General features: G+C 49.7%; 32 protein-coding genes and 1 pseudogene. 22 read left to right on the top strand and 11 right to left on the bottom strand.

Features of this window, described 5'->3' with window-relative positions:
- Nucleotides 1-198: cytosolic protein (locus VFK44_06320; GenBank protein HET7627989.1), on the bottom strand; the 198-nt coding region annotated here is incomplete at its 3' end.
- Nucleotides 199-262: 64 nt separating this feature from the next.
- Entirely contained in the window at nt 263-532 is a 270-nt protein-coding gene (locus VFK44_06315; protein ID HET7627988.1) for a DUF3055 domain-containing protein, read from the bottom strand.
- A 134-nt stretch (nt 533-666) separates the two neighbouring features.
- On the opposite strand from VFK44_06315, the gene VFK44_06310 reads away from it, so the two are divergent.
- Both VFK44_06310 and VFK44_06305 read left to right on the top strand, forming a co-directional pair.
- A complete protein-coding gene (locus VFK44_06310) occupies nt 667-1125 on the top strand; it encodes a DUF86 domain-containing protein (protein HET7627987.1) in 459 nt (152 codons plus the stop codon).
- Nucleotides 1126-1135: 10 nt separating this feature from the next.
- A complete protein-coding gene (locus VFK44_06305; GenBank protein ID HET7627986.1) occupies nt 1136-1906 on the top strand; it encodes a TIGR01457 family HAD-type hydrolase in 771 nt (256 codons plus the stop codon).
- 9 nt (nt 1907-1915) lie between these two features.
- On the opposite strand, the gene VFK44_06300 is transcribed toward VFK44_06305, so the two are convergent.
- Nucleotides 1916-2407 (bottom strand): phosphatidylglycerophosphatase A, encoded by a 492-nt coding sequence (locus VFK44_06300; GenBank protein HET7627985.1) that lies wholly within the window; start codon nt 2405-2407, stop codon nt 1916-1918.
- Nucleotides 2408-2536: 129 nt separating this feature from the next.
- On the opposite strand from VFK44_06300, the gene VFK44_06295 reads away from it, so the two are divergent.
- Nucleotides 2537-3508 carry a D-glycerate dehydrogenase gene (locus VFK44_06295; protein HET7627984.1) on the top strand — a complete coding sequence of 324 codons (972 nt, stop codon included), beginning with the start codon at nt 2537-2539 and terminating at the stop codon, nt 3506-3508.
- 38 nt (nt 3509-3546) lie between these two features.
- On the opposite strand, the gene rsgA is transcribed toward VFK44_06295, so the two are convergent.
- Entirely contained in the window at nt 3547-4575 is a 1029-nt protein-coding gene (rsgA, locus tag VFK44_06290; GenBank protein HET7627983.1) for a ribosome small subunit-dependent GTPase A, read from the bottom strand.
- Nucleotides 4576-5023: 448 nt separating this feature from the next.
- Here rsgA and VFK44_06285 point away from each other — a divergent pair, with 448 nt between their 5' ends.
- From VFK44_06285 to thrB, 5 genes are all read left to right on the top strand, one after another.
- Nucleotides 5024-5314: a hypothetical protein gene (locus VFK44_06285; GenBank protein HET7627982.1), complete on the top strand. Its 291-nt coding sequence runs from the start codon at nt 5024-5026 to the stop codon at nt 5312-5314.
- A gap of 24 nt (nt 5315-5338) precedes the next feature.
- On the top strand, nt 5339-6124 hold the full coding sequence (gene yidC, locus VFK44_06280) for a membrane protein insertase YidC (GenBank protein HET7627981.1): 786 nt from the start codon (nt 5339-5341) through the stop codon (nt 6122-6124).
- A 362-nt stretch (nt 6125-6486) separates the two neighbouring features.
- On the top strand, nt 6487-7779 hold the full coding sequence (locus VFK44_06275; protein ID HET7627980.1) for a homoserine dehydrogenase: 1293 nt from the start codon (nt 6487-6489) through the stop codon (nt 7777-7779).
- A gap of 2 nt (nt 7780-7781) precedes the next feature.
- Nucleotides 7782-8843 (top strand): threonine synthase, encoded by a 1062-nt coding sequence (thrC, locus tag VFK44_06270; GenBank protein ID HET7627979.1) that lies wholly within the window; start codon nt 7782-7784, stop codon nt 8841-8843.
- Nucleotides 8840-9769, top strand: coding sequence for a homoserine kinase (gene thrB, locus VFK44_06265; protein ID HET7627978.1), 930 nt, complete (start codon nt 8840-8842; stop codon nt 9767-9769). The genes thrC and thrB overlap by 4 nt, the downstream gene beginning before the upstream one ends.
- Nucleotides 9770-9822: 53 nt before the next feature.
- On the opposite strand, the gene VFK44_06260 is transcribed toward thrB, so the two are convergent.
- Nucleotides 9823-10044: a NifU family protein gene (locus tag VFK44_06260; protein HET7627977.1), complete on the bottom strand. Its 222-nt coding sequence runs from the start codon at nt 10042-10044 to the stop codon at nt 9823-9825.
- A 116-nt stretch (nt 10045-10160) separates the two neighbouring features.
- Between VFK44_06260 and VFK44_06255 the strand changes: the two genes are divergently transcribed.
- Nucleotides 10161-10499 carry a DUF1462 family protein gene (locus VFK44_06255; protein ID HET7627976.1) on the top strand — a complete coding sequence of 113 codons (339 nt, stop codon included), beginning with the start codon at nt 10161-10163 and terminating at the stop codon, nt 10497-10499.
- A 296-nt stretch (nt 10500-10795) separates the two neighbouring features.
- Here VFK44_06255 and VFK44_06250 read toward each other — a convergent pair whose 3' ends face one another.
- Entirely contained in the window at nt 10796-11860 is a 1065-nt protein-coding gene (locus VFK44_06250; protein ID HET7627975.1) for an NAD(P)/FAD-dependent oxidoreductase, read from the bottom strand.
- A gap of 226 nt (nt 11861-12086) precedes the next feature.
- Here VFK44_06250 and VFK44_06245 point away from each other — a divergent pair, with 226 nt between their 5' ends.
- The 3 genes from VFK44_06245 to VFK44_06235 all read left to right on the top strand — a co-directional run bounded on the left by VFK44_06245 (nt 12087) and on the right by VFK44_06235 (nt 13703).
- A complete protein-coding gene (locus tag VFK44_06245) occupies nt 12087-12323 on the top strand; it encodes a YuzB family protein (protein HET7627974.1) in 237 nt (78 codons plus the stop codon).
- A gap of 95 nt (nt 12324-12418) precedes the next feature.
- Complete coding sequence (gene dapF, locus VFK44_06240) at nt 12419-13294, top strand: diaminopimelate epimerase (GenBank protein HET7627973.1); 876 nt, start codon at nt 12419-12421, stop codon at nt 13292-13294.
- Between the two features lie 55 nt (nt 13295-13349).
- Complete coding sequence (locus VFK44_06235; protein ID HET7627972.1) at nt 13350-13703, top strand: iron-sulfur cluster assembly accessory protein; 354 nt, start codon at nt 13350-13352, stop codon at nt 13701-13703.
- 185 nt (nt 13704-13888) lie between these two features.
- Here VFK44_06235 and VFK44_06230 read toward each other — a convergent pair whose 3' ends face one another.
- Both VFK44_06230 and VFK44_06225 read right to left on the bottom strand, forming a co-directional pair.
- Nucleotides 13889-14311, bottom strand: coding sequence for a hypothetical protein (locus VFK44_06230; GenBank protein HET7627971.1), 423 nt, complete (start codon nt 14309-14311; stop codon nt 13889-13891).
- 30 nt (nt 14312-14341) lie between these two features.
- Complete coding sequence (locus tag VFK44_06225; GenBank protein ID HET7627970.1) at nt 14342-15337, bottom strand: NAD(P)/FAD-dependent oxidoreductase; 996 nt, start codon at nt 15335-15337, stop codon at nt 14342-14344.
- Between the two features lie 284 nt (nt 15338-15621).
- Between VFK44_06225 and VFK44_06220 the strand changes: the two genes are divergently transcribed.
- The 5 genes from VFK44_06220 to VFK44_06200 all read left to right on the top strand — a co-directional run bounded on the left by VFK44_06220 (nt 15622) and on the right by VFK44_06200 (nt 20099).
- Nucleotides 15622-16830, top strand: coding sequence for an NAD(P)/FAD-dependent oxidoreductase (locus tag VFK44_06220; protein HET7627969.1), 1209 nt, complete (start codon nt 15622-15624; stop codon nt 16828-16830).
- Nucleotides 16831-17042: 212 nt separating this feature from the next.
- Entirely contained in the window at nt 17043-17171 is a 129-nt protein-coding gene (locus VFK44_06215) for a YuiA family protein (protein ID HET7627968.1), read from the top strand.
- A gap of 123 nt (nt 17172-17294) precedes the next feature.
- Entirely contained in the window at nt 17295-17624 is a 330-nt protein-coding gene (locus tag VFK44_06210; GenBank protein HET7627967.1) for a YuiB family protein, read from the top strand.
- Nucleotides 17625-17788: 164 nt separating this feature from the next.
- On the top strand, nt 17789-18421 hold the full coding sequence (locus tag VFK44_06205; protein HET7627966.1) for a 3D domain-containing protein: 633 nt from the start codon (nt 17789-17791) through the stop codon (nt 18419-18421).
- A gap of 103 nt (nt 18422-18524) precedes the next feature.
- A complete protein-coding gene (locus tag VFK44_06200) occupies nt 18525-20099 on the top strand; it encodes an APC family permease (protein HET7627965.1) in 1575 nt (524 codons plus the stop codon).
- Nucleotides 20100-20138: 39 nt separating this feature from the next.
- On the opposite strand, the gene VFK44_06195 is transcribed toward VFK44_06200, so the two are convergent.
- Nucleotides 20139-20942: an alpha/beta hydrolase gene (locus tag VFK44_06195; GenBank protein HET7627964.1), complete on the bottom strand. Its 804-nt coding sequence runs from the start codon at nt 20940-20942 to the stop codon at nt 20139-20141.
- Between the two features lie 252 nt (nt 20943-21194).
- Here VFK44_06195 and VFK44_06190 point away from each other — a divergent pair, with 252 nt between their 5' ends.
- From VFK44_06190 to VFK44_06175, 4 genes are all read left to right on the top strand, one after another.
- Entirely contained in the window at nt 21195-21485 is a 291-nt protein-coding gene (locus VFK44_06190; protein HET7627963.1) for a hypothetical protein, read from the top strand.
- 450 nt (nt 21486-21935) lie between these two features.
- Nucleotides 21936-22625, top strand: a complete 690-nt coding sequence (locus tag VFK44_06185) for a winged helix-turn-helix domain-containing protein (protein HET7627962.1) — start codon at nt 21936-21938, stop codon at nt 22623-22625.
- A 262-nt stretch (nt 22626-22887) separates the two neighbouring features.
- Nucleotides 22888-23631: an ABC transporter ATP-binding protein gene (locus VFK44_06180; protein HET7627961.1), complete on the top strand. Its 744-nt coding sequence runs from the start codon at nt 22888-22890 to the stop codon at nt 23629-23631.
- Nucleotides 23631-24845: an ABC transporter permease gene (locus VFK44_06175; protein ID HET7627960.1), complete on the top strand. Its 1215-nt coding sequence runs from the start codon at nt 23631-23633 to the stop codon at nt 24843-24845. The genes VFK44_06180 and VFK44_06175 overlap by 1 nt, the downstream gene beginning before the upstream one ends.
- Nucleotides 24846-24874: 29 nt before the next feature.
- On the opposite strand, the gene VFK44_06170 is transcribed toward VFK44_06175, so the two are convergent.
- The gene (locus tag VFK44_06170; GenBank protein ID HET7627959.1) at nt 24875-25129 is read right to left on the bottom strand and encodes a CotD family spore coat protein; all 255 of its coding nucleotides are present in this window, start codon (nt 25127-25129) and stop codon (nt 24875-24877) included.
- 193 nt (nt 25130-25322) lie between these two features.
- A complete protein-coding gene (locus tag VFK44_06165) occupies nt 25323-25760 on the bottom strand; it encodes a ferritin-like domain-containing protein (GenBank protein ID HET7627958.1) in 438 nt (145 codons plus the stop codon).
- 134 nt (nt 25761-25894) lie between these two features.
- On the opposite strand from VFK44_06165, the pseudogene VFK44_06160 reads away from it, so the two are divergent.
- A pseudogene (locus VFK44_06160) lies at nt 25895-26092 on the top strand (DJ-1/PfpI family protein).
- Nucleotide 26093: the final 1 nt, after the last annotated feature.

The raw sequence follows: 26093 nt of genomic DNA, 5'->3' as shown, positions 1-26093 counted from the left end.
ATTCTTGAATTCATAGTTGAAGGCGGACTGATCCCGTTGGCCCGGTTTTCGCGGGGTTTCTTTATGAGTGACGGTGTCCATGAAATGAAACGACATGCCGTAGCAGCCTTCAGGAAATTCCTCGGGGATGAGGAAATTACGTTGCTTTTCGGCATTGGAAAAGTCGCTGTAGGCGGTTTCGTCGTGAGGACTAGGCATAAGCGATCACCTCCGGAAAGTTTGGCCGCATCCGCCGTTTTTAGTTTTTCCCGGAGACCTCCGTTTATATGAGCTCCCACAAAAAGCTTTTCAGCTCTTCGGCTTCCGCTTCACTAATCGCGAAGGCGCGTTCGATGTACCCGGGTTCATTCAGGTCGTCTTCGCCAATAATGGCAAACCGGCCGTTTTGAATGTTGAATACGATTTGTTTACCGTAATAATGGTCGGTTTTCAAGATTCCGATGTCAAACCGTGTTGTTTCCCCCATGAAACCGACGTAACGGGTTTGCGTTTGTTCCGATTCATCGTAAAAGAAAAATCTTTCTTCGCTCATTACGGGATACCCCCTTCTCTCCAAGCGTTCTTGTATTTAGTATAAACGCGCCGCAGAAGAAAAGAAACGGTTCGGTTGAGCATCGGCGATACTGAAGACCGAATGTGCTAATATGGGTTGTGGAGGTGGACGTTATGTATTTCGTCGATCGAGAGAAGATTGAACAAATTTTATTATATATGGAAAAATGCCTTAAGACGTTTGAAAGCGAAAAAAACTGGAGCGGTCACACGGGACGACTGGCGTTGGAGAGATTGGGCCACGTGTTGATTGAGGCGGTCATTGATGTCGGAAACCAGATGATTGACGGTTTTATTATGCGTGATCCGGGAAGCTATGCCGATATCCTCGACATATTGGCCGACGAGCGAGTGGTGTCCGCTCAAGATGCGGAACAGTTGAAAGCTTTCGTCGCCGAAAGAAACGCTGTCGTACGGACGTATGCGTCGGTTCCGCATCGGCGGCTCGCGGAGACGATTCAACAAAGCCGCGAAGCTTTGGGACGATTCCCGGAACAAGTTCGTCGCTATTTGACGGAAGAACTCGGACCGGTTTCTGCGTTTTTGCCTCGTGAACAAGGAACCGGGGAGTGAAGGAAGGCTCATGAAACGATACGACGGGTATTTGCTCGATTTGGACGGCACCATTTATCGCGGCAACGAAAGGATCGAGGAAGCAGCAGCGTTCGTGGAAGGATTGCGAAACGGCGGCATTCCTTACATGTACGTGACGAACAATTCATCGCTGTTGCCGGAGCAAGCGGCCGAGAAACTGAACCGGCTCGGCTTGCCGACGGAACCGCGGCAAGTGATGACGTCGGCGATGGCGACCGCTCGCACGTTGGCGGAAGAAAAGCGTCACGAGTCGGTATACGTGATCGGTGAAGCAGGCGTAAAAGAAGCGTTGCGGGAACACAAGTTTCGTTTAGTGAACGAAAAAGCCGATGTGGTTGTTGTCGGCATTGACCGGGAGATCACGTACGACAAACTTGCCGGAGCCTGTCTTGAGTTGCAACGCGGAGCGGATTTTTACTCGACGAATCCGGATGTCGCCTTTCCGTCCGAGCGCGGACTTGTGCCGGGCAATGGATCGTTGACCGTCCTGCTCGAAACGGCAAGCGGGAGGAAAGCGACCTACGTCGGCAAACCGGAACCGGCTATCATTGAACACGCGCTGGAAGTGATGGGAACCGACAGGACACGGACATTGATGGTCGGCGACAACTATGATACGGACATTTTGGCAGGAATGCGCGCGGGTCTCGATACGCTGCTGGTGCATACGGGCGTGACGACGAAAAAAGCCCTTGCCCGTTACGAGAAAATGCCGACGTATACGGCGGATTCGCTTGAGCAATGGATGCCTTCTCCATGATCGGTTAGGTTATTGTTCTTCCTGGGCGTGAGCCAGCCGGCTCGAAGCCGCTGCCGCAATGGCTCCGACGATATCGTCGAGGAACGTGTGACATTTGCCGCTGGTGTGGTTGTTCAATTTCTTCAAAATGCCTGGTTTTTCTTTATCAACATAACCGTAATTCGTCATGCCGATGGAACCGTATACGTTGACGATGGATAGGGCAATGATTTCGTCGACGCCGTAAAGACCTTCGTCGTTTTCGAGGATCCCAAGCAGCGGTTCGGCAATTTGTTTTTGCTCTGTAAGTCGATCGAGTTCAATTCCGGTAATGATCGCGTTTTGCACTTCACGCTTCGCGAGCACTTTCTCGACGCTTTCCCGGCACATGTCAAGGGTCAAATTCGCTATGTATTCGTCTTGAAGAAAATAAACGAGTTCCGCAATATCGTCAATGGTGACCCCGCGAGCGAACAAGCCGTTACGCGCGGATTGCTGCAGCTTCTTTTTCGGGATCGGCATGGTTCTCCTCCTTCGGGCTTCTTGTGATTGGTTATGAGCGGCGTGAGAGCGCTTTGCACGTGTAAGTAGAATATGTCCGGAAAAACACTTTTATACGAACGGTTACCGGCTTTGAAAGGAGATGGAACGATGTCATCGAAACCGTATATTTTTGTAACACGAAAAGTTCCTGACGATGCACTTCGACTGTTGAACGGCATCGGAGAGGTTGAGATGTGGCCGGAGGAAGAGAGCGTCGTTCCGCGCGAGGTACTGTTAGCGAAGGCGGCGAAGGCGGACGCGTTGATCACGATGCTGACCGACCGGATCGACGGAGAAGTATTCCGTAAAGCCGATCGTTTAAAAATTGTCGCCAATGTCGCGGTAGGCTACGACAATATCGATGTCGAAGCTGCGGCGAGTCGCGGCGTCGTCGTTACGAATACGCCGGAGGTGCTGACGGATACGACGGCCGATTTAACGTTTGCGCTGTTAATGGCGACCGCGCGGCGGTTGATCGAAGCGAACGAATCGATCAGAAAAGATGCGTGGACGACGTGGAGCCCGTACCAAATGGCTGGACGAGACGTACATCACAAAACGCTCGGCATCGTCGGCATGGGCCGAATCGGCGAAGCGGTCGCCAAGCGTGCGGCAGGCTTTGACATGGACGTCTTGTATTACAACCGAAGCCGTCGCCCGGAGGCGGAGCGCAAGCTCGGCGTTCGTTATGCACCGTTTGACGAGCTTCTGCGCTCGGCCGACTTCGTCGTCTGCCTTACACCGCTGACCGAGGAGACGAAGCATTTGTTTGCGGCAGAAGCGTTTCGAAAAATGAAAAAGACTGCGTTTTTCATTAATCCTTCCCGCGGAGCGGTTGTTGATGAACAAGCGCTGGCGGACGCGTTGCGAACAGGAGAGATCGCTGGCGCCGGGCTTGACGTATTCGAGCAAGAACCGATCAGCAGCCGGCATCCGTTGCTTGCATTTCCGAATGTGACAGCGCTGCCGCATATCGGCAGCGCCACGGTGGAGACGCGGACGGCGATGATCGAGTTGGCATTCCGCAACGTCAGGCAGGTGGTGAGGGGCAAAGCCCCGCTCACGCCGGTGCAACCGTAAACGAAAGACCGATTGACACGGCGTCAATCGGTCTTTTCTTATTTTTTCAGTTTCTGTTTGAATAAACTTTGTGCACGCTTGTTGTTTTTGCGCTCAAGGTAAGCGAGCTCCCTTTGCAGCTTCACGTAATTGTCGAACCGGCTTTGTTGCATTTCACCTTGTTCGATCGCTTGTTTTACGGCACAGCCGGGTTCGCTTTGATGGCGGCAATCGCGAAACTTGCATTGCTCAGCCAATGCTTCGATATCATGGAAGCTGTGACTCAAGCTGTCTTCCGTTTCCCAAAGCTGCAATTCCCGCATGCCCGGCGTATCAATGATCATGCCGCCTGCAGGCATGACGATCAATTCACGGTGCGTCGTTGTATGCCTGCCCCGGTCGTCGCCGGCCCGGGTTTCTTTTACTTGCTGGACTTGCATGCCGTATAGTTCGTTCACCAACGTCGATTTTCCGACGCCAGATGAGCCGAGCAGCGCGGCGGTCTCGTGATTTTTAAAATACATTTGCAACGCTTCAAGACCCAGTTGTTGTTCAGCACTGACGACGTGAATGGGAACACCAAACGCAATCGACTCCACCTCAGCCAATTTATCCTCAACATCCGAGCACAAGTCTGATTTGCTCAGCACGATGACCGGGTTTGCTCCACTTTCCCAAGCGATTGTTAAGTAACGTTCTATTCTCCGCGCGTTGAAATCGCTATTTAGCGCGTTCACTAAAAAGACCGTATCGATATTTGCAGCAATGATCTGTTCGACGGTTTCATTGCCTGCCGCTTGCCGCGAAAATTTGCTTTTGCGGGGCAACACCGCGCGAATGAGCGCTTTTCGTTCTCCGGGCAACGGCTGGGCAGCCACCCAGTCCCCGACGGCCGGGAAATCCTCACGCCCTTCGGCGCGAAACCGCATGTTTCCGGTGATGACCGCTGAAAATTCTTCGCTGCCCGTATGGATCCGGTAGCTCTCCTTGTGCTCAAGGGTGACGCGAGCCGGAAGCAGCGTATCGTCCTTTAATTCGTTGAAAGCTTTTTGAAACGATTCATTCCAACCTAATTGACGTAAATCCAAATGGATGCCTCCCGTAATTTATTTCATCACTCACGGAAAAAAGGAGACCGTGCCAAACATGCACGGTCTCCTTGGATAAATCCATATGGATCGACCGTGAGCTTTTCTCGTGACAAGCCCACGGTGAGAAATCGGTGATTGTTTTTACCGAATCCGTTCCCGAAGGGCCTTAGCGACAATGGACGGTGTGGTTGTTCCGACAGTTTCAAATGCAGTCATCCTACATCGCTCCCTTCGTTCGAAATCTTCAATAATTTTATCCTATTGTTCAACCGATTGCAACATTCGCACCGGAATTAGGAAGAAAGCACGAAATTTCATGAAACTTCATGAGCAATTTGCAGGGATTGCTTTTTTTTTATCAACGACCGATTTTGGCGGATCGGTCTTTGCTGTCTTTTGCGCTCCCAATACGTTATAATGAACCCAGCTTGGAGGCGTTTGTACAATGCTTGAAATGCTTTTTAATTTATCGAACGACCCGTTCCTTTGCATGATGACGGTCTTCGTCCTTGCGAATTTGTCGGGCATTACGGTTTGGGTCTTTTTGAATAAACAATGTCATTTGCCGATATGGATTCGCTGTCAATCGGACGCTGGCCGCGAGAACGGGTCTTCCTTCAACTCTGACCCGGAATGGATTGCCGGATTGTTGACCATTCGGATGAGTACGCACATTCGGCGCAAAGAATGTCCTCAAGACGACAAAGATGACCATTTCCGCCTCGTTATTTGTTAACTACAATACGAGGAGGAGTTTTCATTGAAAAAAGGATTGCTTGCCTTAGCGCTCGCTGTCGTTGCGGTGTTGACCGGCTGCCAACAAGCATCATCTTCACAACAGTCAGGCGGCTTTTGGCACGATTATTTCGTGCAGCCATTTACGGAATTGATTCATTTCACAGCGTCGTTGTTCGGCAACAACTATGGGGTTGCGATCATTTTAATCACCCTTGCGATCCGCTTAATTTTAGCGCCGTTTTTCCTTCGCATGAACAAAAATCAGCGGGAAATGAAAGGGAAAATGGATGCTTTGAAGCCGGAAATGCAACGCATTCAAAAAAAGCTGAAAGAAACGAAAGAGCCGGCCGAGCAAAAGAAGTTGCAACAAGAAATGATGCATCTGTACCGGGAACACGGTGTCAACCCGCTTAATATGGGGTGCTTGCCGATGCTCATCCAACTTCCGTTTCTGATGGGATTTTATTACGCGATTCGCACATCCCCGCAGATCGCCTCTCATAACTTCTTATGGTTCAGTCTCGGGGATGCCGACATTGTGATGGCTGTCATCGCTTGCGGCGTTTACCTCGTTCAATCGTTCGTTTCGATGGCGAATCTGCCTGAAGAGCAAAAGAAGATGATGCGTTTTGTCGGTTTTCTTTCCCCGGCGTTTATCTTGATGATTTCGCTCAATTATCCGGCGGCGCTGCCGTTGTATTGGTCAGTGAGCGGATTGTTTTTAATCGGCCAAACGTTGTTGGCGAATAAATTGTATCCGAGAACGGAAGGGGCTGGTTCTGCGAAACGGGCGGACAGTCAGTCATGAACACGGAAAATGACATTCATCTTCCGCAGCGTGTGGAGTCAACCGAAAGGATCTCCGCACGCTTTTTTTTGTTTGCCGTTGGCTGTCGTTCGACCGATTCTCTTCGTTTTTTATGCAATTGTTACAATGTTGCGCCGTGGCTGTTGCATGGGGAGCCCACAGTTCATCTTTGCAAGAGCAGTGATCAATTTTTATTTTCATTAAATTTACGTTTACCCCTTGTGCTTTCCTCCGTTGCTCGTTATAATGTCTCCTATATATAAACAAAAGTACGCCTTAGATAAACAAACGGGCGAAAGCCGGAATTCGCTTTAGGTTGGCATTCTCGGTTCATCAACAGACAGAGACAAGGAGTGGAGAGAGTGAAAGAGACGATATCGATTGGTCTTCTCGGTTTCGGTACGGTCGGTAGCGGAGTGGCGAAAATGTTGGCGGACAATCAAAGGGAAATCGAGCATAAAGTCGGCTGCCCGTTGAAAGTAGAAAAAGTGCTCGTGCAAGAGGTGAGAAAGTCGCGTTTGTTCGCGATTGAAGAAGAAAAATTGACGACGGACGCCGATGAAGTGATCGGTCATCCCGACATCGACATTGTCGTGGAAGTGATCGGGGGCGTTGAGAAAGCCCGTCATTACATTTTGCGGGCGTTGGAGAACGGGAAGCACGTCGTAACGGCTAACAAAGATTTAATGGCCTTGCACGGTGTCGAATTGGCCGCTAAGGCACGGGAAAATCGTTGCGATTTGTTTTTCGAGGCGAGCGTCGCGGGCGGAATTCCGATCATTCGTTCCCTTGTGGAAGGGTTGTCGTCCGACAACATCACGAAGATGATTGGGATTGTCAACGGTACGACGAATTATGTGTTGACGAAAATGTACAAATGCCGGCTGCCGTATGACGAAGTGTTGAAGGAAGCGCAGGAAAAAGGGTTTGCTGAAGCCGATCCGTCTGCGGACGTGAACGGACTGGACGCGGCGCGGAAAATGGCGATTTTGTCGACGCTCGGCTTTTCGATGAACGTCGATCTCGAAGACGTCGAAGTCGAAGGCATTTCCGCCATTTCGAATGAGGATATGGAGTACAGCAAAAAACTCGGCTATGTTATCAAACTGCTCGGCATCGCGAAACGAGAAAACGGCCGCGTCGAAGTAAGCGTTCAACCGACGTTGCTCCCCGTGAAACATCCGTTGTCGTCTGTAAACGATGAATATAACGCGGTATACGTGTATGGCGAAGCGGTTGGGGAAACGATGTTTTACGGGCCGGGTGCGGGACAGCTTCCGACGGCGACGGCGGTGGTTGCCGATGTGATTGCCGTCTCGAAGAACATGAGGCTTGGCGTGTGCGGGAATTCGTTCACTCCGTCTTATCATGAGAAAAACATCAAAAACGACGATGAAATCGAGCTGAAAACGTATTTTCGGCTTTATGTAAAAGATGAACCTGGCGTGTTCTCGAAGATCACTTCGCTTTTCGCGGGTGCGGGAATCAGCATGGAGAAAATCTTTCAAAATCCGTTGAGGGGCCGGGAGGCGGCGGAAATAGCAATCGTCACCCATAAAACAACGAAGACGGCACAAGATGCGATTTGCCAAGCACTTCATGAATCGGACGTCGTGTATGAAGTGAAAAGCAAATTGCGGGTAGAGGGGGATTGACGATGGCTTGGAAAGGGATTATTGACCGTTACAGCGAGTATTTGCCGATCACCAGCGAAACACCGAAATTGACGTTGCATGAAGGCAATACGCCGTTGATCCATTTGGAAAAATTGTCGCAGCAGTGGGATGTCGATCTCCATGTAAAATATGAAGGCGCGAACCCGACCGGGTCGTTCAAAGACCGCGGGATGGTGCTTGCCGTCGCGAAAGCGGCGGAAGAAGGAAGCGAAGCGGTGATTTGCGCGTCGACGGGAAATACGTCGGCGGCTGCAGCCGCGTATGCGGCACGTCTCGGCATGCGCTGCGTCATCGTCATTCCCGACGGAAAGATCGCGTACGGAAAGCTGGCGCAAGCCTCGATGTACGGAGCCGAAATTTACGCAGTGCGAGGGAATTTCGATGAAGCGCTGGCGATGGTCCGTTCGATCAGCGAGGCGGGCGGATTCACGTTAGTGAATTCGCTCAATCCGTACCGGATCGAAGGACAGAAGACGGCGGCGTTCGAAGTGTGTGAAGCGCTTGGCGGGGCGCCGGATGTGCTGGCGATTCCCGTAGGGAATGCGGCGAACATCAGCGCGTATTGGAAAGGCTTCAGCGAATACGACGAGCGCAGCGGCAGCGGACGGCCGCGCATGCACGGCTTTGAGGCGGAAGGCGCGGCCGCGATCGTGAGAGGCGAGCCGATCGAGCGGCCGGAGACGGTGGCGACAGCCATCCGGATCGGGAAGCCGGCGAGCTGGGCGAAGGCGGAGGCGGCGGCGAATGATTCGGGCGGCACGATAGATTTCGTGACGGACGAGGAAATTTTGGCGGCGTACCGCGAGGTGGCGCGCGCCGAAGGCGTGTTTGCGGAGCCGGCGTCGTGCGCGTCGCTGGCAGGGGTGAAGAAGCAGCTGGCGACGGGGCAAGTGGAGAAGGGGAGCCGGGTCGTGGCCGTGTTAACGGGCAACGGGCTGAAGGATCCGGATGTTGCGGTGAAGAGTGCGGCGATTGAGCCGGTGACGATCGAAGCGGAGGCCGAGGTGTTGCGCGCTTATTTGGAGAGGGGCGTGTTGAGATGACGGCGGATCGCGTTCTCTCTATATGCGTGCCGGGGAGTACATCAAATCTCGGAGCGGGCTTTGATTCGATCGGGTTGGCGGTGAACCGTTATTTGCGACTCGAAGCGGTGGAAGATGCAAATTGGCAGTTCGATCTCGCATCGCCTCAACTTGAAGGACTGCCGACCGACGAGAATAATTTGATTGCGAAAACGGTACGGCACGTGGCTGCAGAAGCTGGTGCCGCGGCGCCGGCCTGCCGCGTGCGGATGACTTGCGAATTGCCGACGGCAAGGGGGCTTGGAAGCAGCGCAGCGGCGATTGTCGCAGGTATCGAGCTCGCCGATCGGCTGTTAAATTTAGAATTGTCCCCCGAAGACCGGTTAAAGACGGCTTGTTTGCTTGAGAACCACGCGGACAATTTGGCGGCATCGCTGTTCGGCGGCCTCGTCATTACCGCGAAAGACGGCAGCGATACGTATCATTTTCAAGCAGGAACGCCGGGGATCGAAATGGTCGTGCTCGTTCCGGTGTTTCAGTTAAAAACCGTTGCCGCTAGAGAAGTTTTGCCGCAAGACCTGCCGTTTCAATCTGCCGTTGCCGGAAGCTCATTCGCCAACTTGATGGTAGCCGCGATCATGAAAAACGACTGGGCGACGGCCGGACGAATGATGGAGAAAGATTTGTTCCATCAGCCGTATCGGGAATCTCTTGTCCCCGGCCTAAAGCAGGTGGCAAAAGCAGCTCGCGGTGCTGGCGCGTATGGGGCTGCATTGAGCGGGGCGGGACCGGCGATGATCGCGTTTGTCGAGCCGGGCAAAGGGGATCAAGTGGCCAAACGAATGCGTGCAGCTTCTCCTGCGGCGGAAGTAATCGTACTTCGTCCTGATGGTAGAGGAGCGAAATCCGAATGGCGAACGAAAGTCGAAGAAAACGTGTGGTCATAAAAAAATCCCTGCCGGAAACAGGTCCGTGCAGGGATTGTCATGTAAAAGTTGGGTTAAAATACTTGTTCCAGTTCTTTAACGCCGGGAACTTCAGCAATCAATGCCCGTTCGATACCGGCTTTCAACGTGATCGTCGAACTCGGGCAGCTGCCGCAAGCACCCATGAGACGGACCTTCACTACACCATCCTCGACATCTACGAGATCTACGTCTCCACCGTCTCGCAACAAAAATGGGCGAAGCTTATCCAATACTTCCGAAACTTGCTCATACATCGGAATCGACTCCTTTATGAAAAACTTCATAAGCGTTTATCATTTTGATTTACTTAAGAATATTGTAAGATAAAAGTGAACTTCAAGCAACTATTTTTGATTATGGAGGCGGGAAAGTGAAACGTTTGGACATCGTTGTATACGGTTCGGACGCCCCGTGCCCGAGCTGTCTGCACGCCCCATCGTCACGCGAGACGAAAGAATGGATCGAAGCGGCGATCCAAAGAAACTATTCCGCTGAACAGTTGGAGCATATGCAAGTGAGATACGTCGACATTGAAAAGCCGGGAAACGAGGAAGAACAATGGTTTTGCCATAAAATTTTGGCGGAAGACTTTTTTTATCCGCTCGTCGTCGTTAACGGCGAAGTCGCGGGCGAGGGCGACCCTCGGCTTAAATCGATTTACAGGGTGATTGATCGGCTGTCCGTTTCTGCTTCCACTTGCCGATGTTGAAAAGAGGGTGTCCCGAAAGCTTCAGCTTTTGGCGATGCCCGGTTTTGGTTGCGTCGATGAAATTAACGCTCACCAGAGGTCTTTAATTTTTAAATATATTTTCCGAACTTCTACGGATTTCATCCGTGCTTTCCCCAATTTCGGCAAATAGCGTTCTCAGTCAGCGATTTACAAAAAAAGAACGCTCATTTCAATAAAATAACGACTGTCATGAGCGTTTCTGACTTTATTGGCAACGAACGGAGACTGACTCATCAAGTCGTTTCCAACAATCTTTTGAGTCACCCTCTTTTCGATTACCCGTTTTGCATTTTGTACATCCAGAGAATGCCGGACTTCAACAAGCGCGGAACGCGGCCGGTCAAAGGCGCATTGCCCATCATGCCGAAGCCTTGTTTTTTGCCGAGAGAACCGAAGACGCCTTTCATTTTAATCGGAGCCAGCTCGGGTACCGGTTCATTGTTCCATTTTTTCATAAGAATAAAGGCAATTTGGTCGGCTTGCAGTTCAGCGGCTTGTGCGCTCGGCGCGAACGGTAAACTTGCGCAATCACCGACGACAAATACGTTCGGGTATTCGGGAATTTGGAAATGATCATCCAAAACGACGCGGCCGCGTGCATCTTTTTCGATTTCCAGCTCGTCGATCAGCTGATGCGGGCGAATGCCGGCCGTCCAGACGATTTCGTCGCTCTCCAACGGTTCATCGTGATTGTAAATGACGTGAGGCTCCACTTTCGTGATGTTGGCCTCGTTGACGATCTCGATGTTGTGGTCGATAAACCATTGTTGGACGTAACGACTGATACGTCTCGGCAGTGACGACAAAATCATTTGTCCGCGGTCAAACAGCCGAATATTCAAATCCGGTCGGCTCTCATACAGTTCCGCGGCCAGTTCCACTCCGCTCAGCCCTGCTCCTACGATGGAAACCGAACCGTTGCCTTTCACGTTTCCGAGTGCATGATAAGCTTCACGAGCTTGATCGATCGTCTGAATGCTTAACGTATTGTCTTTCGCCCCCGGAATGTTGTGATAATTGTCGATGCAACCGAGTCCGATGACAAGATCGTCATACTTCAAAGACTGTCCGTCTTCTAAATAAATCGTCTCGTTTTTGAGATCAATTTTCGCGATGGCTCCTGATTTGACATTCAATTGCGGATGTTCCGGAAAAGCGATGCGAATGTGTGCATCGGAAGTCGTTCCGGCCGCTAGCGCGTAATATTCGGTCTTCAAACAGTGGTAGGGCAGGCGATCGACGAGCGTAATCGCAACGTCGTCCGGCAACCGGTCATTCAACAAACCGTGCAAGAGACGCATCCCGCCGTAGCCGCCTCCCAAAACGAGTAACTGTCTCATAGTTCTCCCTTTCTGCTCCATTCATATCGAGTCAAAAACGCTAATCCCTAGCCAAGTATAGCGGATTGAACCGCGAATGACAATCGATCCATGCAAGCATTCAACAAATGTTCAAGGAAATGTCGACGCTCGACGATTGACTATCGGAGCTTCGGTGTGTAGGATAGGAAGGTAGAGCTGTCTATCGGCAGTTCGACTTAAAGCGACGGGAAATGAAGGTGATAACATGAATCCCATCGTTGAATTTTGCATGAGCAATCTTGCGAGCGGGTCGCAAAAAGCGTTGGAACGATTGGAAAAGGACCCAAACCTGGATGTTGTTGAATATGCTTGCCTCGGCCACTGTGAATTATGCTTGGAAGGCCCTTACGCGCTTGTTAACGGAGAGTTTGTTTCGGCGGAAACGGCAGAAGCGTTGGTTGACAAGATTTATCAATATTTGGAAGAAAACCCGATGTTTTAATAAAAACGAGCACTGCCATAGCGGTGCTTTTTTTCAAAGGATTTGTGCAGCCGGCAGTCGCTCAAAGTGAAGTACGGAAAGGATCGGTACACGAAATGAAGGCTTTCCCTTTTACGAAAATGCACGGTCTCGGCAATTGCTACGTATATGTCGATGGCTTCGGCCGCGAGCTGCCGGAGTCGGTTTTTCCAGACTTTGCGCGCGAAGTTTCGGATCCGAGTACAGGGATCGGTTCGGACGGGTTAATTTTGATTTTGCCTTCAGAAACCGCAGACATCCAAATGCGGATCTTTAACAAAGACGGTTCCGAAGCGAAAAACTGCGGAAACGGCCTCCGCTGCGTAGCCAAGTATGCGTATGAAAACGACCTTGTCAACGGTAAAAGTTTCATGATCGAAACTTTAGGGGGTCTCGTTCAAGCCACCGTACATGTTTTCGGCAGCGAGGTAGACGAAGTGACTGTAAATATGGGCGTACCGAGTTGGAAGAAACAGGATTTGCCGATGAAGACGGACGCATTTGCCGAGTTGATCAACGTCCCCGTTTCGGTCGACGGCGTGACCGCCTCAATGACCGGCGTGTCGATGGGAAATCCGCACGGCGTATTTTTCGTGGACGAGATCGAGTCGGCGCCAGTGACGCAATTTGGACCGGTATTAGCGGACCGTCATCCTCTGTTTCCAGAGGGGCTGAACGTCGAGTTCGTTGAAATGCTGTCAGCGACAGAAATGAATTTCCGTGTCTGGGAAAGAGGCTCCGGAATCACGCAAGCTTGCGGAACTGGGGCATGTGCGGCAGTTGTGGCTGCCGTTTTAAATGAAAAAAGCAAGAAAGACGAGAACGTAACCGTTCACTTGCTTGGAGGAGATTTAGCCATTCAATGGCGCTCTTCCGGCGAAGTGTTCATGCGCGGTCCAGCGGTGAAAATTTGCGAAGGCACGTATTTTCGCAGCGGATCGCGCCGCTTGTGATCGGGGCAAATTCCTTCTATACTATAAGTAAATCGCGAGCAAAGGAGGATTTCGCGTGATTACGCTTACGGAAGCAGCTGGAGAACAAATTAAAGACATGATGAAAGCCGAAGGGAGCACCGCAAAGTTTTTGCGTTTCGGCGTGAAAGGCGGCGGGTGCAGCGGTTTGTCCTACGGATTGAGTTTTGATGACGAGATCCGCGGCGACGATACGGAACTTGACATACAAGGGTTAAAAATTTTAATTGACGCGGACAGCCGGCCGCTCGTGCAGGGCACGAAAATCGATTACAAACAAAACATGATGGGCGGCGGTTTCGTCATCGACAATCCGAACGCGCTGCTCACATGCGGCTGCGGATCTTCGTTCAAAACAGCGACAAACGAAGGCACGCCGGAAAAATGTTAGCTTCACCTTTTCGCCTGCGGGCGGAAGGATGCTTTTTTTGTCCAAATTCCGCTTGAATGCAGCGACACCGGGAACACTTCCAATAAAAGAAAGTGAGTTGAATTTCTTTGACCTTGGTCGATGGGAGATAATCCAAATTCGACAAAACGGTTCCAGCATTTAAGCACTCCGTTATGGAGTGCTTTTTACTGTTGCGGTAACCGTGAAAGCATTCGTAAATGGGTTTGGAAGTCATGATAGAGGCAACGCGGGCGAACCATCATCATTTTCCATCCGTGCTTGTGTAAGTAACGCCTTTTTTCGGCCATCCGAACTTTCCCAAGCGCACCCGCCGTTTCTTCTTTACAATGGATCGCTATTTTTTTCTCAGGCAAACAAACATCGAGAACAAACGGCCCGAGCGCTTTCTTTGCATGCACTTGAAACCCGAGTTGCTTTAACGAATCATACAGCCATCTTTCCATCGGAGTCAACCATTCTTCACGTTCCCCATCCGCTTTCGGAAACGGGATCACGTTGGATATGCCTCGTTCCCCGAAGCGTATGCTGAGGATCGTCAAGACGCTGCACCTGATCCATTCCATTGCTGTAAAGACTGCGATTTTCATTGGCCTCACCGATCATAGTATGGCCAGAAGTTAGAACTTCATATTCGTGCTGTGCTGCGGTTGCACGCGCGCTTTCGGGTCGATGTATGATTTCGCATTGTTGACGGCGGTTGGTCCTTCTCCAAACCCGGTGGCGATCAACTTGATCTTTCCGTCGTACGTGACGATGTCGCCGGCGCCGTAAATGCCTTTAATATTCGTTTCCATTCTCGTGTTCACAGCAATCGAATTTTTCTCGATTTCCAATCCCCAGTCTTTGATCGGTCCGAGGGATGAGACGAAACCGTAATTGACGATCACCGAATCGACGTCGATTTGTTTTTCGTCTTCGCCTTTCGCTTCCTGAAGAACGACGGAACGTATGCGTTCGCCGTCGTCGACGAATTTCACCGGGACGTAAGGAGTAATGATTTCCACTTTCGATTTCATTAAGTTCTCCACGCTTTGTTCGTGTGCACGGAACGTGTCACGGCGATGGACGAGCGACACGTGTTTGGCGATCGGTTCCAACATTAACGACCAATCGACAGCCGAATCACCGCCGCCGCAAACAAGAACGTTTTCACCGGCGAATTGTTTCATGTCGGTGACAAAATAATGAAGGTTCTTGCCCTCGAAACGTTCTGCGTTTTCAATGCGGAGCCGTCTCGGTTCGAACGCGCCGACCCCAGCGGTGATAATCACCGTCTTAGAGTAATGCGTGTCTTTATCCGTCGTTAATTTGAAATAACGTTCATCGAGTTTCTCAATGGATTCCACTTTTTCGCCGAGAACTTCGGTCGGTTGAAAAAATCGGGCTTGTTGGACGAGATTGTCGATGAGCTGTTGACCGCTGATTTTCGGAAAACCGGCGACGTCCAAAATATCTTTCTCAGGATAAAGGGCAGACAATTGACCGCCGAGCTGGGGCAACGCTTCAATGATCTTCACTTTCATTTTGCGTAAACCGCCGTAAAAAGCGGTGAACAAGCCGGTCGGTCCGCCTCCGATGATCGTAATGTCGTATAAATTTTCGTTGGTCAAAATGAGCCCCCCTGTATTCAATGATCGGTTATGTTGCAAACATGCTTGTTTCAAGCCTTTATCATTATATCGTAACCTTGGTCCAATTATAAAGGTTTCCGGTTGAAATAAGAGGAAAAAAGGAATATCATGAATAAGGGCGGCGATTCATCTTGCTTTGATTTGGTGAATCGCGGAAACGTGCGCGTCATACTTAGTGAAATATGTCACAAAGTCTGGATGAGAATTGGCCTTTGTCAATTTTTCCTCATATATTTACATCATTATAAAAGTGCAGGTGATTCGTTTTGCAAAAGCCGAAAATCGTAATCTTAGGTGCCGGGTACGGCGGCATGATCACGGCATCGCAGTTGACGAAGAAATTGGGGGTAAACGACGCCCACATTACGCTCGTTAACAAACACAACTATCATTATCAGACCACTTGGCTGCATGAAGCTGCCGCAGGAACGCTCCATCAAGATCGTGTCCGCATGCTCATCAGCGACGTGCTCGACATGAACCGGGTCAATTTAGTCGTCGACACGGTTGTCGAAATTAAGCCGGACGAAAACCGCGTCGTATTGGAAAAAGACGAGCTTGAATACGACTATCTAGTTGTTTCGTTAGGTTTTGAAACGGCGACATTCGGGATCACTGGTCTCGAGGAAAATGCCTTTTCGATCACAAGCATTGATTCCTCGCGGAGAATTCGTGATCACATTGAGTATCAATTTGCGAGGTACCATGACGAAGACGAACGGAAAGACGAGCTTCTCACGATCGTCGTCGGAGGTGCAGGTTTCACCGGTATCGAGTTTGTCGGCGAATTGACGGCTCGCATTCCAGAGCTTTGCCAAGAGTACGACATTCCCCGCGAGAAAGTTCGTTTGATTAACATTGAGGCGGCTCCGACCGCCTTGCCTGGGTTTGACAAAGAACTCGTCGAATATGGGATGAACTTGCTGGAAAGCAGGGGCGTCGAATTCAAAATCGACACGATGATCAAAGAAGTTACCGAAAACAGCGTAATTGTCGGATCCGGCGAAGAAATCAAAGCCGGAACAGTCGTTTGGACCGGCGGCGTTAAAGCGAATGCGATCGTTGAAAATTCGGGATTCGAAACGAATCGCAGCAAAGTACCGGTACGCGACGACATGCGCGCACCGGGTTATGACAACGTCTTTGTGATTGGCGATTGTGCGCTGGTTATGAATCCGGAGAACGACCGGCCGTACCCGCCGACCGCACAAATTGCTATTCAAGAAGCTTATACTGTCGCGAACAACTTGAAAGCGTTGCTTAAAGGCGGTTCATTGAAGGCGTTCAAGTATGACAACAAAGGCACCGTCGCGTCACTCGGCGGACGTGAGGCGATCGGCATCGTATTCGGCGATCATAAGTTGTACGGATCGACGGCTTCCGCGATGAAGAAAATCATTGACAATCGGTACTTGTTGTTGCTCGGAGGTCCGGGACTCGTCTTGAAAAAAGGGAAATTGAATCTTTTGGGATAACCACTCATTCAACACCCGTTCTTTATAAGAACGGGTGTTATTTATGGCCGGAAATTTTCACTATCCGTATAAAAAAATAAGAAAATGTAAGAAAATTCGTGTTATATGGAGTTGTATTCGCTTTCATCGGCTTTCACGGTCCAAACAGCGGTTTTACAGGATTTCGAGCAGCTGTTATTATTATCTGAAAACTTAGAAAGGGAGTGCGGATATTGAGAAACCATACGAACCATGCGAATCAAAACAGATGTCCGTATTGCGGCGGCCGCGGTTACTTCCAGTTGCTGTTGGGCGGTTCCGAGACCTGCGAGCATTGTCATGGAAGCGGAAAGAATCGATAATGAAATAATATAAAGATGAAGGAATTGGAATCCTCCAATTCTCTTTTTTTTCACCGGAAATCGTTAAATTGACGATCTCTATGGGGTGAAGTAAACTAAAAAGGGAATTATGGGGGTGGAGAGATGCCGATTCAAATGAACCCGGCGCAAATCATTATTTCGATCGTTCTTTTCATGGTGTTGTTTTTTGGCATCGGTTTTATCGTCAACATGTTGCTGCGGTCTTCTTGGGTGCCGGCGGTCGTGTATCCTTTTATCGTCGTGCTCATCGTCGATCGCGTTCACATGTATGAATACATTACGAATTTCAATGAGAGCATTGTCAGTCTCGGTACGCGGCTGACCGGTCTGCAACCGGTCGATATCGCCGTATTGAGCGCGGGTTTTCTAGGTGCAGTCACGGCGGGCATCGTCATTCGCATCTTGCGTGTCAAAGGGTATCAAATGTTTTAGCGAGAAACTTTCTTTTCGTACAACGAAAAGAAAGTTTTTTTCATTGATGTTCGTATTCTTATATCCCTCCTCGTATATCTTTCTTTTCTTCGGGAAGACTGTTTTGAAGAGAAGAGAGGAGTGGAACAGTGGAGACCGTAAAGACCGGCTTGAGAAGATTGGCTATGACCGTCTTGTTCGTATGGGCGCTCGGCGCCACTTTTCAAACCGTTTCCGGAGTTGAAACGAAAGACCTTGAACAATGGCTCGGTCGTCATGCTCCGTTTGATTCGGCGGTATCGGGAACAGAAAGCGCGAAGTCTGAGCGTCGCCTGAAACAAAAGACTGTACCCGACAAGGAACAAGAAGCGTTGGGCGATTTGTCGATTCGTCCCGGCGATTTGAGCCAGCTGCCATCGAAGATGGTCGTTGCTACAGGTTATACAGCTGGAGTCGAATCGACCGGGAAAACGCCAAACCATCCTGGGTACGGCATCACATACAGCGGTGTTAAAGTCACGCGTGACTTTATGTCGACGATTGCTGCCGATCCTTCCGTGTTTCCGATCGGGACGATTTTATATGTCCCCGGATACGGGTACGGAATCGTTGCTGATATTGGTTCAGCTATCGAAGGCAATGAAATCGATTTATATTTTGAAACGGTTGAAGACGTTTATCGCCATTGGGGAAAGCGGAAAGTGAAAGTTTATGTCGTCGAAGAAGGAGACGGCACGCTTTCTCAAGCCACATTGGAAAGACTGAACGCCGAGAAATCGTTGCGCGTCGACGGCAGACGCGCGAAGAAAGAAACTTAAAAAGCACCCCCCGAGGGGTGCTTTTTGTTACTTTCGTCCCGTTTCAGACAACCTCTTTTCGTGGAAAAAGATAAACATCAAGTTTCACGAAAAGGAGGATATTATGGCACAAGGGAAGCTTAAGAAAAAACTGAGCCTCGCCGACTTGTTTTTTCTCGGCGTCGGTTCGATTATTGGCTCAGGTTGGCTTTACGCCGCGCAGAGAGGAGCTGTCGTTTCCGGTCCGGATGTCTGGATTTCATGGATTATCGGTGCGGTCATTGTCATCTTGATCGGCCTTGTTTATGCTGAACTATCGGCGGCGCTGCCGCGCGCGGGCGGATTTATACGTTATCCTCATTTTACCCACGGGTCGACGATCGGCTTTATGATCGGTTTTATTTCAATGCTTGCCTATTCGAGCGTCGCCGCGATTGAGGTGGAGGCGGTTCGCGGGTATGCACAAGTATGGTGGCCGGCCTTAGGGGCAGCCGACGGCAGTCCGACGGTGATCGGTTTTCTTTTCCAAATCGCCTGGCTCGTTTTATTTTTTCTCATTAATTATTGGAGCGTTAACGTTTTTGGTAAATCAAACACGGTCGTGACGATCTTTAAGTTTCTCGTCCCGTCCTTAATTATCATTTTTTTGTTCATGCATTTGGACTTTGACAACTTCTCCGTAGGCGGGGCCAAACCAGGAGGGTTGGACGGCATATTCGCCGCGGTTACCGGAGCGGGGATCGTTTTCGCATTTAACGGATTCCGAATGCCGGTCGAATTTGCAGGTGAAGCAAGGCGGCCGCAGTCCGACGTTCCAAAAGCAATCATCTTGTCGGTCCTTGCCGGATTGGTGATTTATTTGTTGTTGCAGTTTGCGTTTATCGGCGCGGTTCCGGACGGTAAATTGGCAGGAGGTTGGCGTTCCGTCAATTTTGATTCTCCTTGGGCAGGACTGGCTAGTGTACTTGGATTGAGCTGGTTGGCCAATCTCGTCTTGATCGATGCCGTCATATCTCCCTCGGCGACCGGAAATATTTATTTTTCCGCTACGGCTCGCACGATTTTTGCTTGGGCGAAAAACGAAACGTTTTATAAATGGTTTCAAAAGATCGACAAACGTACGGGTCTCCCGAGGGGAGCGCTCTGGCTTACGTTCGTTCTAGCCATCCTTTGGATGTCGCCGGCGCAATTTCAAGTGTGGGAAGGGCTTGTCGTCGCGAGCACTTCGGCGAAAGCGCTCACATTCGTCGTTGGGCCGACCTCGTTAATGGCGTTGAGAAAAAGTGCGCCGGAGATGAAACGCCCGTTTTATTTGAAAGGCGCATCGGTGCTCGCTCCATTGGCGTTTTTGGCTGCGACGCTCGTCGTTTATTGGGGCGGCTGGAAGGTCATTTCCTTCCTCATTCCGATCATCGTTCCTTCTCTCTTGTTTTATTTCGCCTTTGTCGACCGCAACGAAGATTACAACGGAAAGGTCATCGGGAAACACTTCAAAGCTTCGCTTTGGTTGATATTTTATTACCTTTTCATGTTCGTGATGTCTTATCTCGGAAGCTTTATTCCGAAGTCGATGGAGCCTGCGATCATCCCTGCCCCGTGGGATACGATCATTTGCGCGGCGGGAGCGCTCGTATTTTATTATTGGGGGGTCCAAAGCAGTTTGTCTAAACCGATCATCGACGATCCCGAAGACGAATAAAAAAACAACGGCCGTTCCGATATTTCCGGGCGGCCGTGTTCATTGGTTAAGGAATGCGGATAAATGGCGGAATACTTCCTCCGGTTTTTCTTCGGGAAGCAAGTGCCCGCTGTCGTTGATGACATGGAGCTTGGCATTCGGGAGGTCATTTTGCAGTTGTTCTCCGATAGACAACGGAACGATCCGGTCTTGTTTGCCCCAAAGAAGTTGAACGGGAACTTGGATGTCCCGCAATTGTTGAGAAGTCAAGTCTCCGCCGTGCTGTCTCAGCAAACCGACCATCGCTTTGTAGAACGAACGAGATTGTAACGGTTTCACGTAGCGATCAATCATCAACCGATCAATGATTGAAGGGTCGTTTACGACTTCATGCAGGACCTCTTCCGCGTTTTTCTTCGCAAACATTCGCTTGACGAATACCGAAAAGAAAGGGAGGTAGGACAGCAAGATCATTTTTTTGTCGAACGGTTTAAGATAACCGGAACTGGCTAGCAAAATAAGCTTATGAACGCGTGACGGCGCTTGTCTTGCGGCGTGTAAGGCGATCTGGCCGCCCATCGAGTGACCGACCAACACCGCTTTCTCGATGTTTAAACGATTCAAAACTTTGTGGATGAAGTTTCCGTAATTGGCTAAGGAATAGGTAAACGCTTTTGTTTTGTCGCTGTCCCCGAAACCCGGCAAATCGATGGCGACGACGGAACAGGTTTCGCGCAACAGCGGAATGATCCGCCTGAAACTAAAAACGGAAGATAGGTAACCGTGAATAAGGACCACCGTGTCCGAAGAAGGTTTGCGGCACGCGTGGGTTTCATAATAAATGTTGATTTTGTCGATGTTCATGTAAGGCACGTCTTCATCCATCCTTTATCGCTGCTGTTCCTATGATAACCTTTTTTCTTTGTTTCCACACATGAATTGGGCGCGGGACGACTTGGCAAACGAGGGTAAACGACATAGACTATCGTAACCGTTTCATCATAAAAATACCCGGGCCGGACTCGATGATTCTTAACTGTGACTCATCACTTAAGCTGGTTTGACCTGCGCTATCGTCGAAAAAAGGAACTGAATACAGCAAGGAGGAGGTTGCAAATGGTTTATCCGAGTCGTTTTGGAATGACCCCGCCTGCGGTCGTGCCATCGCCTCGATGGACGGCTGCGCCTTATAGCTTTTACGGGCCGAATCCGAACGACGCTTTCGGTTCGCCAATTGATCCACCCCCGGTTTATCGTCCGGCCGGACAGATTCCTCCGCCGCCACAGCCGCCGGGTCCGCCGCCTCCCGCTTACGGAGGCTACCAAGCATGGGTTTTCTTTTTCCTGTTGCTCTTGCTTATTGCCGGCGGGTACTATTTGTATTCCCGACGGTTGATCTTTCGATGATTCGTTCGCAAAAGGCATTCACGTCCAGTGGGTGTCTTTTTTTTACCAAATGTCGATCAAAACAGTTGAACGCAGCAATCAAGCCGGAGACAACGAACTAACAAACCAATTCCTTTTCCTTTCATTTCCATGGTATAATTGAACTATGTTGTTTGATGGAGGAAACCGTTTTCCAATGTCGGATTTGTTCGAATTCCAGGTAACCCGTACGGCGTTCGTATGGACTCGTTCAAAGCGGCGCGAATAATGGGAGTTACCCGTTTCCTACATAAAAAAGTCGAACTTTAATCAACGGCATCGGTTGATATTGATACTGATTGCCGCCTGAATTGCAAATGATCCGTCACTGAATGGAACAAGGAATATACATCGAGGGAACAGATTCGGATCAAGAAAGAGCGATACAACTGCCTGCATTTTATGGAAAGGCAAAGTATGAGGTGGTTAGCGATGAATGAGAAAATCGTTCTTTGCACCGATGATGCATATTTGTCTGCGACGGTTTCGAAGCTGTTCGGATTGTTCGGAAAGGTACGTGTACTGCAGCTCGACCATCTGTCACGCCACAAACGGTTTCTGCGCAATTGCGACCGGTTGATCATCGGTGTCTTTGCTCCGAAGGAGAAACATTGGGCGCTCTGCCGTACGCTCATGAGTGAACGTATGCCCCCCGTATTTTTGATGCTGCGAAAATCTCCTACAAGTGAAGAACAACAGCTGGCGAAAGAAATCGGGATTGCGGCGATCTTGCTCGAACCGTTCTCGATCGTCCGAAATATGGTCAAGGACCAGGATGAATTATTTTCATTGTTGACAGCCCCTTCATCATCCGTTTCGAACGAAGAAATGATTTCTCTTGGAAATGGGACATATTTTCATAAAAAGGAATTTTGGGTCGGTTCGAACGAAGATAAAAGCTATCTCTCCGATCACGAATCGGACTTGTTGCTGTTGTTCATTGAAAATGAAGGGGAGATCGTGAGAACTGAAGAAATTGCTGAAGAAATTTGGAACGGATCGATTGAAATGAACAGCGTCCGGAAATCAATCAAACGATTGCGGGAAAAACTCGGACCGGCGCACACCGTCATTAAGGGAAGAAGGCAAGGCGGCTACATTTTCAAGCGTGAACAACGTTAAAAAAAATTTTTTTCGTTGTGTCACCGATTTGTCCCTATACGAATCGGAGAAAAACAGGTACAATATGATTATCATATAACCAGAACCTCCCCAAAAGGTATGGTTATTCAAGGGAGTCTCGACAACTCCCGCTTTCGGGAAACCGTTTGGTTTCCTGTTTTTTTATGCGCCCGCGTCATGGGGGCATTTTTTTCGCGTGAAGGCATTTGTCCACAAAATATGGTAAACTCGTAGATGGAAATCGAAGAGAAGGAGACGCCAAATGGAACCTTTGTTGAACGTTGACCATTTGACTGGCGGGTATTCGCAACGCAAGCCGGTTCTTCACGATTTGTCTTTCGACGTAAACGAAAAGGAAGTCGTCGCCTTGATTGGGTTGAACGGCGCAGGAAAGTCTACGACCATTAAACACATTCTCGGCTTGCTCGAGCCGATGGGCGGTGAAATTCGTTTGCGCGGCAAACGATTTCTAGAAGAAAAAGACGTTTACCGGCAAAATTGCGTGTACATTCCGGAAACACCGGTATTGTATGATCATTTGACGTTGCAAGAACATCTCGAATTGACGGCAATGGCTTACGGGCTGGATAAAGAAACGTTTGAACAACGGTTCGATCAGTTACTGAAAGAATTTCGCATGGAAAACAAGCGGAAATGGTTTCCAGGTCATTTCTCAAAGGGGATGCGGCAAAAAGTGATGATCATGTGCGCTTTTTTGGTGCAGCCGCCGCTTTACATTGTCGATGAACCATTTGTCGGCCTCGACCCGATCGGCATTCAATCGTTTCTCGATCTTATGACGGCCATGAAAAAGGCAGGCGCCGGTGTTCTCATGTCGACGCATATATTATCCACTGCGGAACAATATTGCGACCGTTTTCTCATTTTGCATGACGGACGAATTATGCTTCGAGGCACACTGGACGAACTTCGGGAAAAAACGAAAATGCCCGGCGCATCGCTGCACGACATTTATGTGCAAGTGACGGGAAGGGACGGGCGATGATGACTCCGGAAACCATGTGGAAAGAGAGGCGGTCCGCTTTTTGGAACGAAGCGATTCTTTATTTACGTCTGATGGGAAACAGCGGATTCATGTTTTCCGTCTATGTCGCTTTTCTCCTCGGCGCGTATTATTACAGCGTTTTGCTCCGGGAACTTTCTCCGGAGTTTCCTTCCGCGCTAGTGACCGCTGCCGTTTTGACGTTTTATTTGACAAGGAGTCCGATCCGCACTTTTGTCAAGCCGGCCGATCTAGTGTTCTTGCTGCCGATGGAACAGCGGTTGGATCCTTTTTTTCAAAAAGCGATCCACTATTCATTCATGGTTCAAGGCGCCGTTCTTTTGTTCGTGCTGTTTTTGCTCTCCCCTTTTTATTTTGACCGCATCGATCCGCGAACGGGTATGTTTGCCTTAACGGTCATCGTGGCATTCGCGGTCAAGTATTGGAACGTGACGGGAAAATGGAACGAGCTGCATTTGCAGCACCGCCAACCGCGGTATTTGTCATTGTCGCTTCGCACGGCCGCCAACTTTCTTTTCTTTTGGCTGCTGTTTCGTCACGCCTCATTTTACTTATTACTGGCATTGGCGATCATCTTGTTGTTGATTTATGTTCTCATTTGGAAACCGGTTCAGCGCGAACATCCTTTGAAGTGGGAACGTCTGCTTGAGGCGGAGGCGGCACAGTCAGCCGCTTTTTACCGAATGGCGAACATGTTCACCGATGTGCCGCAATTGAAAAACCGAATCAAACCGCGAAGACTGTTGAGCGGAATCGTCCGTATCCCTTTTCGGCGGACGTCCGTGTTTTCCGTATATTATTACAAGACGTTTGTTCGTTCCGGCGATTTTTTCGGCGTTTTCATGCGGCTATTAATCGTCGGTGCGGCATTACTCTGGGTTTTGCCCGCCGGCTGGATGCGGATCGTCGTCTTTTTGTTGCTTTTGTATATGTCGGGCCTACAATTATTCACCATGTGGAAAATTCGTACCGGCGGAAATTGGGAAGCATTGTATCCTGTTTCTTTCAAAGATAGGAAACGATCTTTTTTGCGCATTGTGGTTGCTTTATTGTTGCTGCAGGCGCTCGTCTATGAAGGGTCGCTCATCTTGGGTGGTGAAGGGATGCGAAGCTTGATCAGCTTTGCGCTTGGAATTGCATTCGTCTTTTGGTTCGCCGGTGTCCATTTGAACAAAAAAATCGAGAAAGAAACGTAAAAAGTACGGGGAGCTCCCGTACTTTTTCTCTAGCCTTTTTCGTGGCACGGATCCGGAGCCGGGCAACCGCAATTGACGTTATGCTGCGTTGTGTCACACGTTTGCGACTCCGTATGCGGATAGAAATGTCGATGTTCAACGACTTGATGATGTCTATATTGCGTATGAGAAGCATGGACATGCGGGACGACAACCGGATGATAAACATCGACGACACTCATTCTCGCCGGATCGTAAACCGCCGGCATCGCTACCGGAGGCATCCACCTGCAACAGCGATTCATTTATGAATTCCCCCTATGTGATGGATTAAAAGTGAACCGAGACGAAGCTGCATTCGGTCCATTTATCCATAGACTATGTCCCGATTGGGGACATCGACTGATGCAACGACCTATCTTTTCAAGAATACGGCGGATGTCCCGGGACATGCACGAAAAAAAGGGTGCCGCTGCAGCACCCTCTCACGTATAAACATCAGCTTAATCTTTTGTCTTGCAATAAACGCATCATCTCTTCCATGTGCCGCGTCTCGTCGGCGATCATGTCTTCCAATTTAACAACGAGTTCCGTCAGTCCGAGTTCTTCAGCCAATCGTTTCCTTTGTTCGTATCGTTCGATCGTATCTTTTTCCGCTTTTCGTGCCTCTTCGAGCATCTCGCTCACTTCCGTGACCGGTTTCACTTCCGAAGCTTTCGTCGTTGGTTCGCCGCCGAGCGTTTTAATTTTTTCCGATAAGTATAAAGCATGTCCCTGTTCATCCGGGATTTCTTTTTCGAAAAACGGTTTCAAAATTTGAAAAGCCATTCCGGTAACCGTAGACGCGTAGTACGTATATTGAATGGTCGCGGAATATTCGGCGGCCAAGTCGACGTTCAGTCCTTCAATGAGTTCGTTCAGTTTTTCTTGATCCATAACTTTCTCTCCTTTCCTAAACGCTTGATAGTAATTAGTTTCCCGCGGCAGACGCGCTTTAAACGCGAAATTGTTGAGTTTACGCCCCGGTTCAGCTCGGGTACGGAAATTATGAGGCCACAGAGGAGGAGTGAATGGATGCCGAAATCGCTTGCGTGTTAACGGATAATTTTAAGGACGTCGAATATACCGATCCGATGAAAGCTTTCCATGACGCGGGGCACGAAGTCAAAGTGATCAGCGATGAAAGCGGAGCGGAGTTGAAAGGAAAGCAAGGAGAAGCCACGGTCACCTCGGATCGCGGCATTGATGACGTAAAACAGGATGATTACG

Source organism: Bacillales bacterium, from assembly GCA_035700025.1.
Classification (GTDB): domain Bacteria; phylum Bacillota; class Bacilli; order Bacillales; family DASSOY01; genus DASSOY01.
This window is presented reverse-complemented; position numbering and strand designations above follow the sequence as displayed.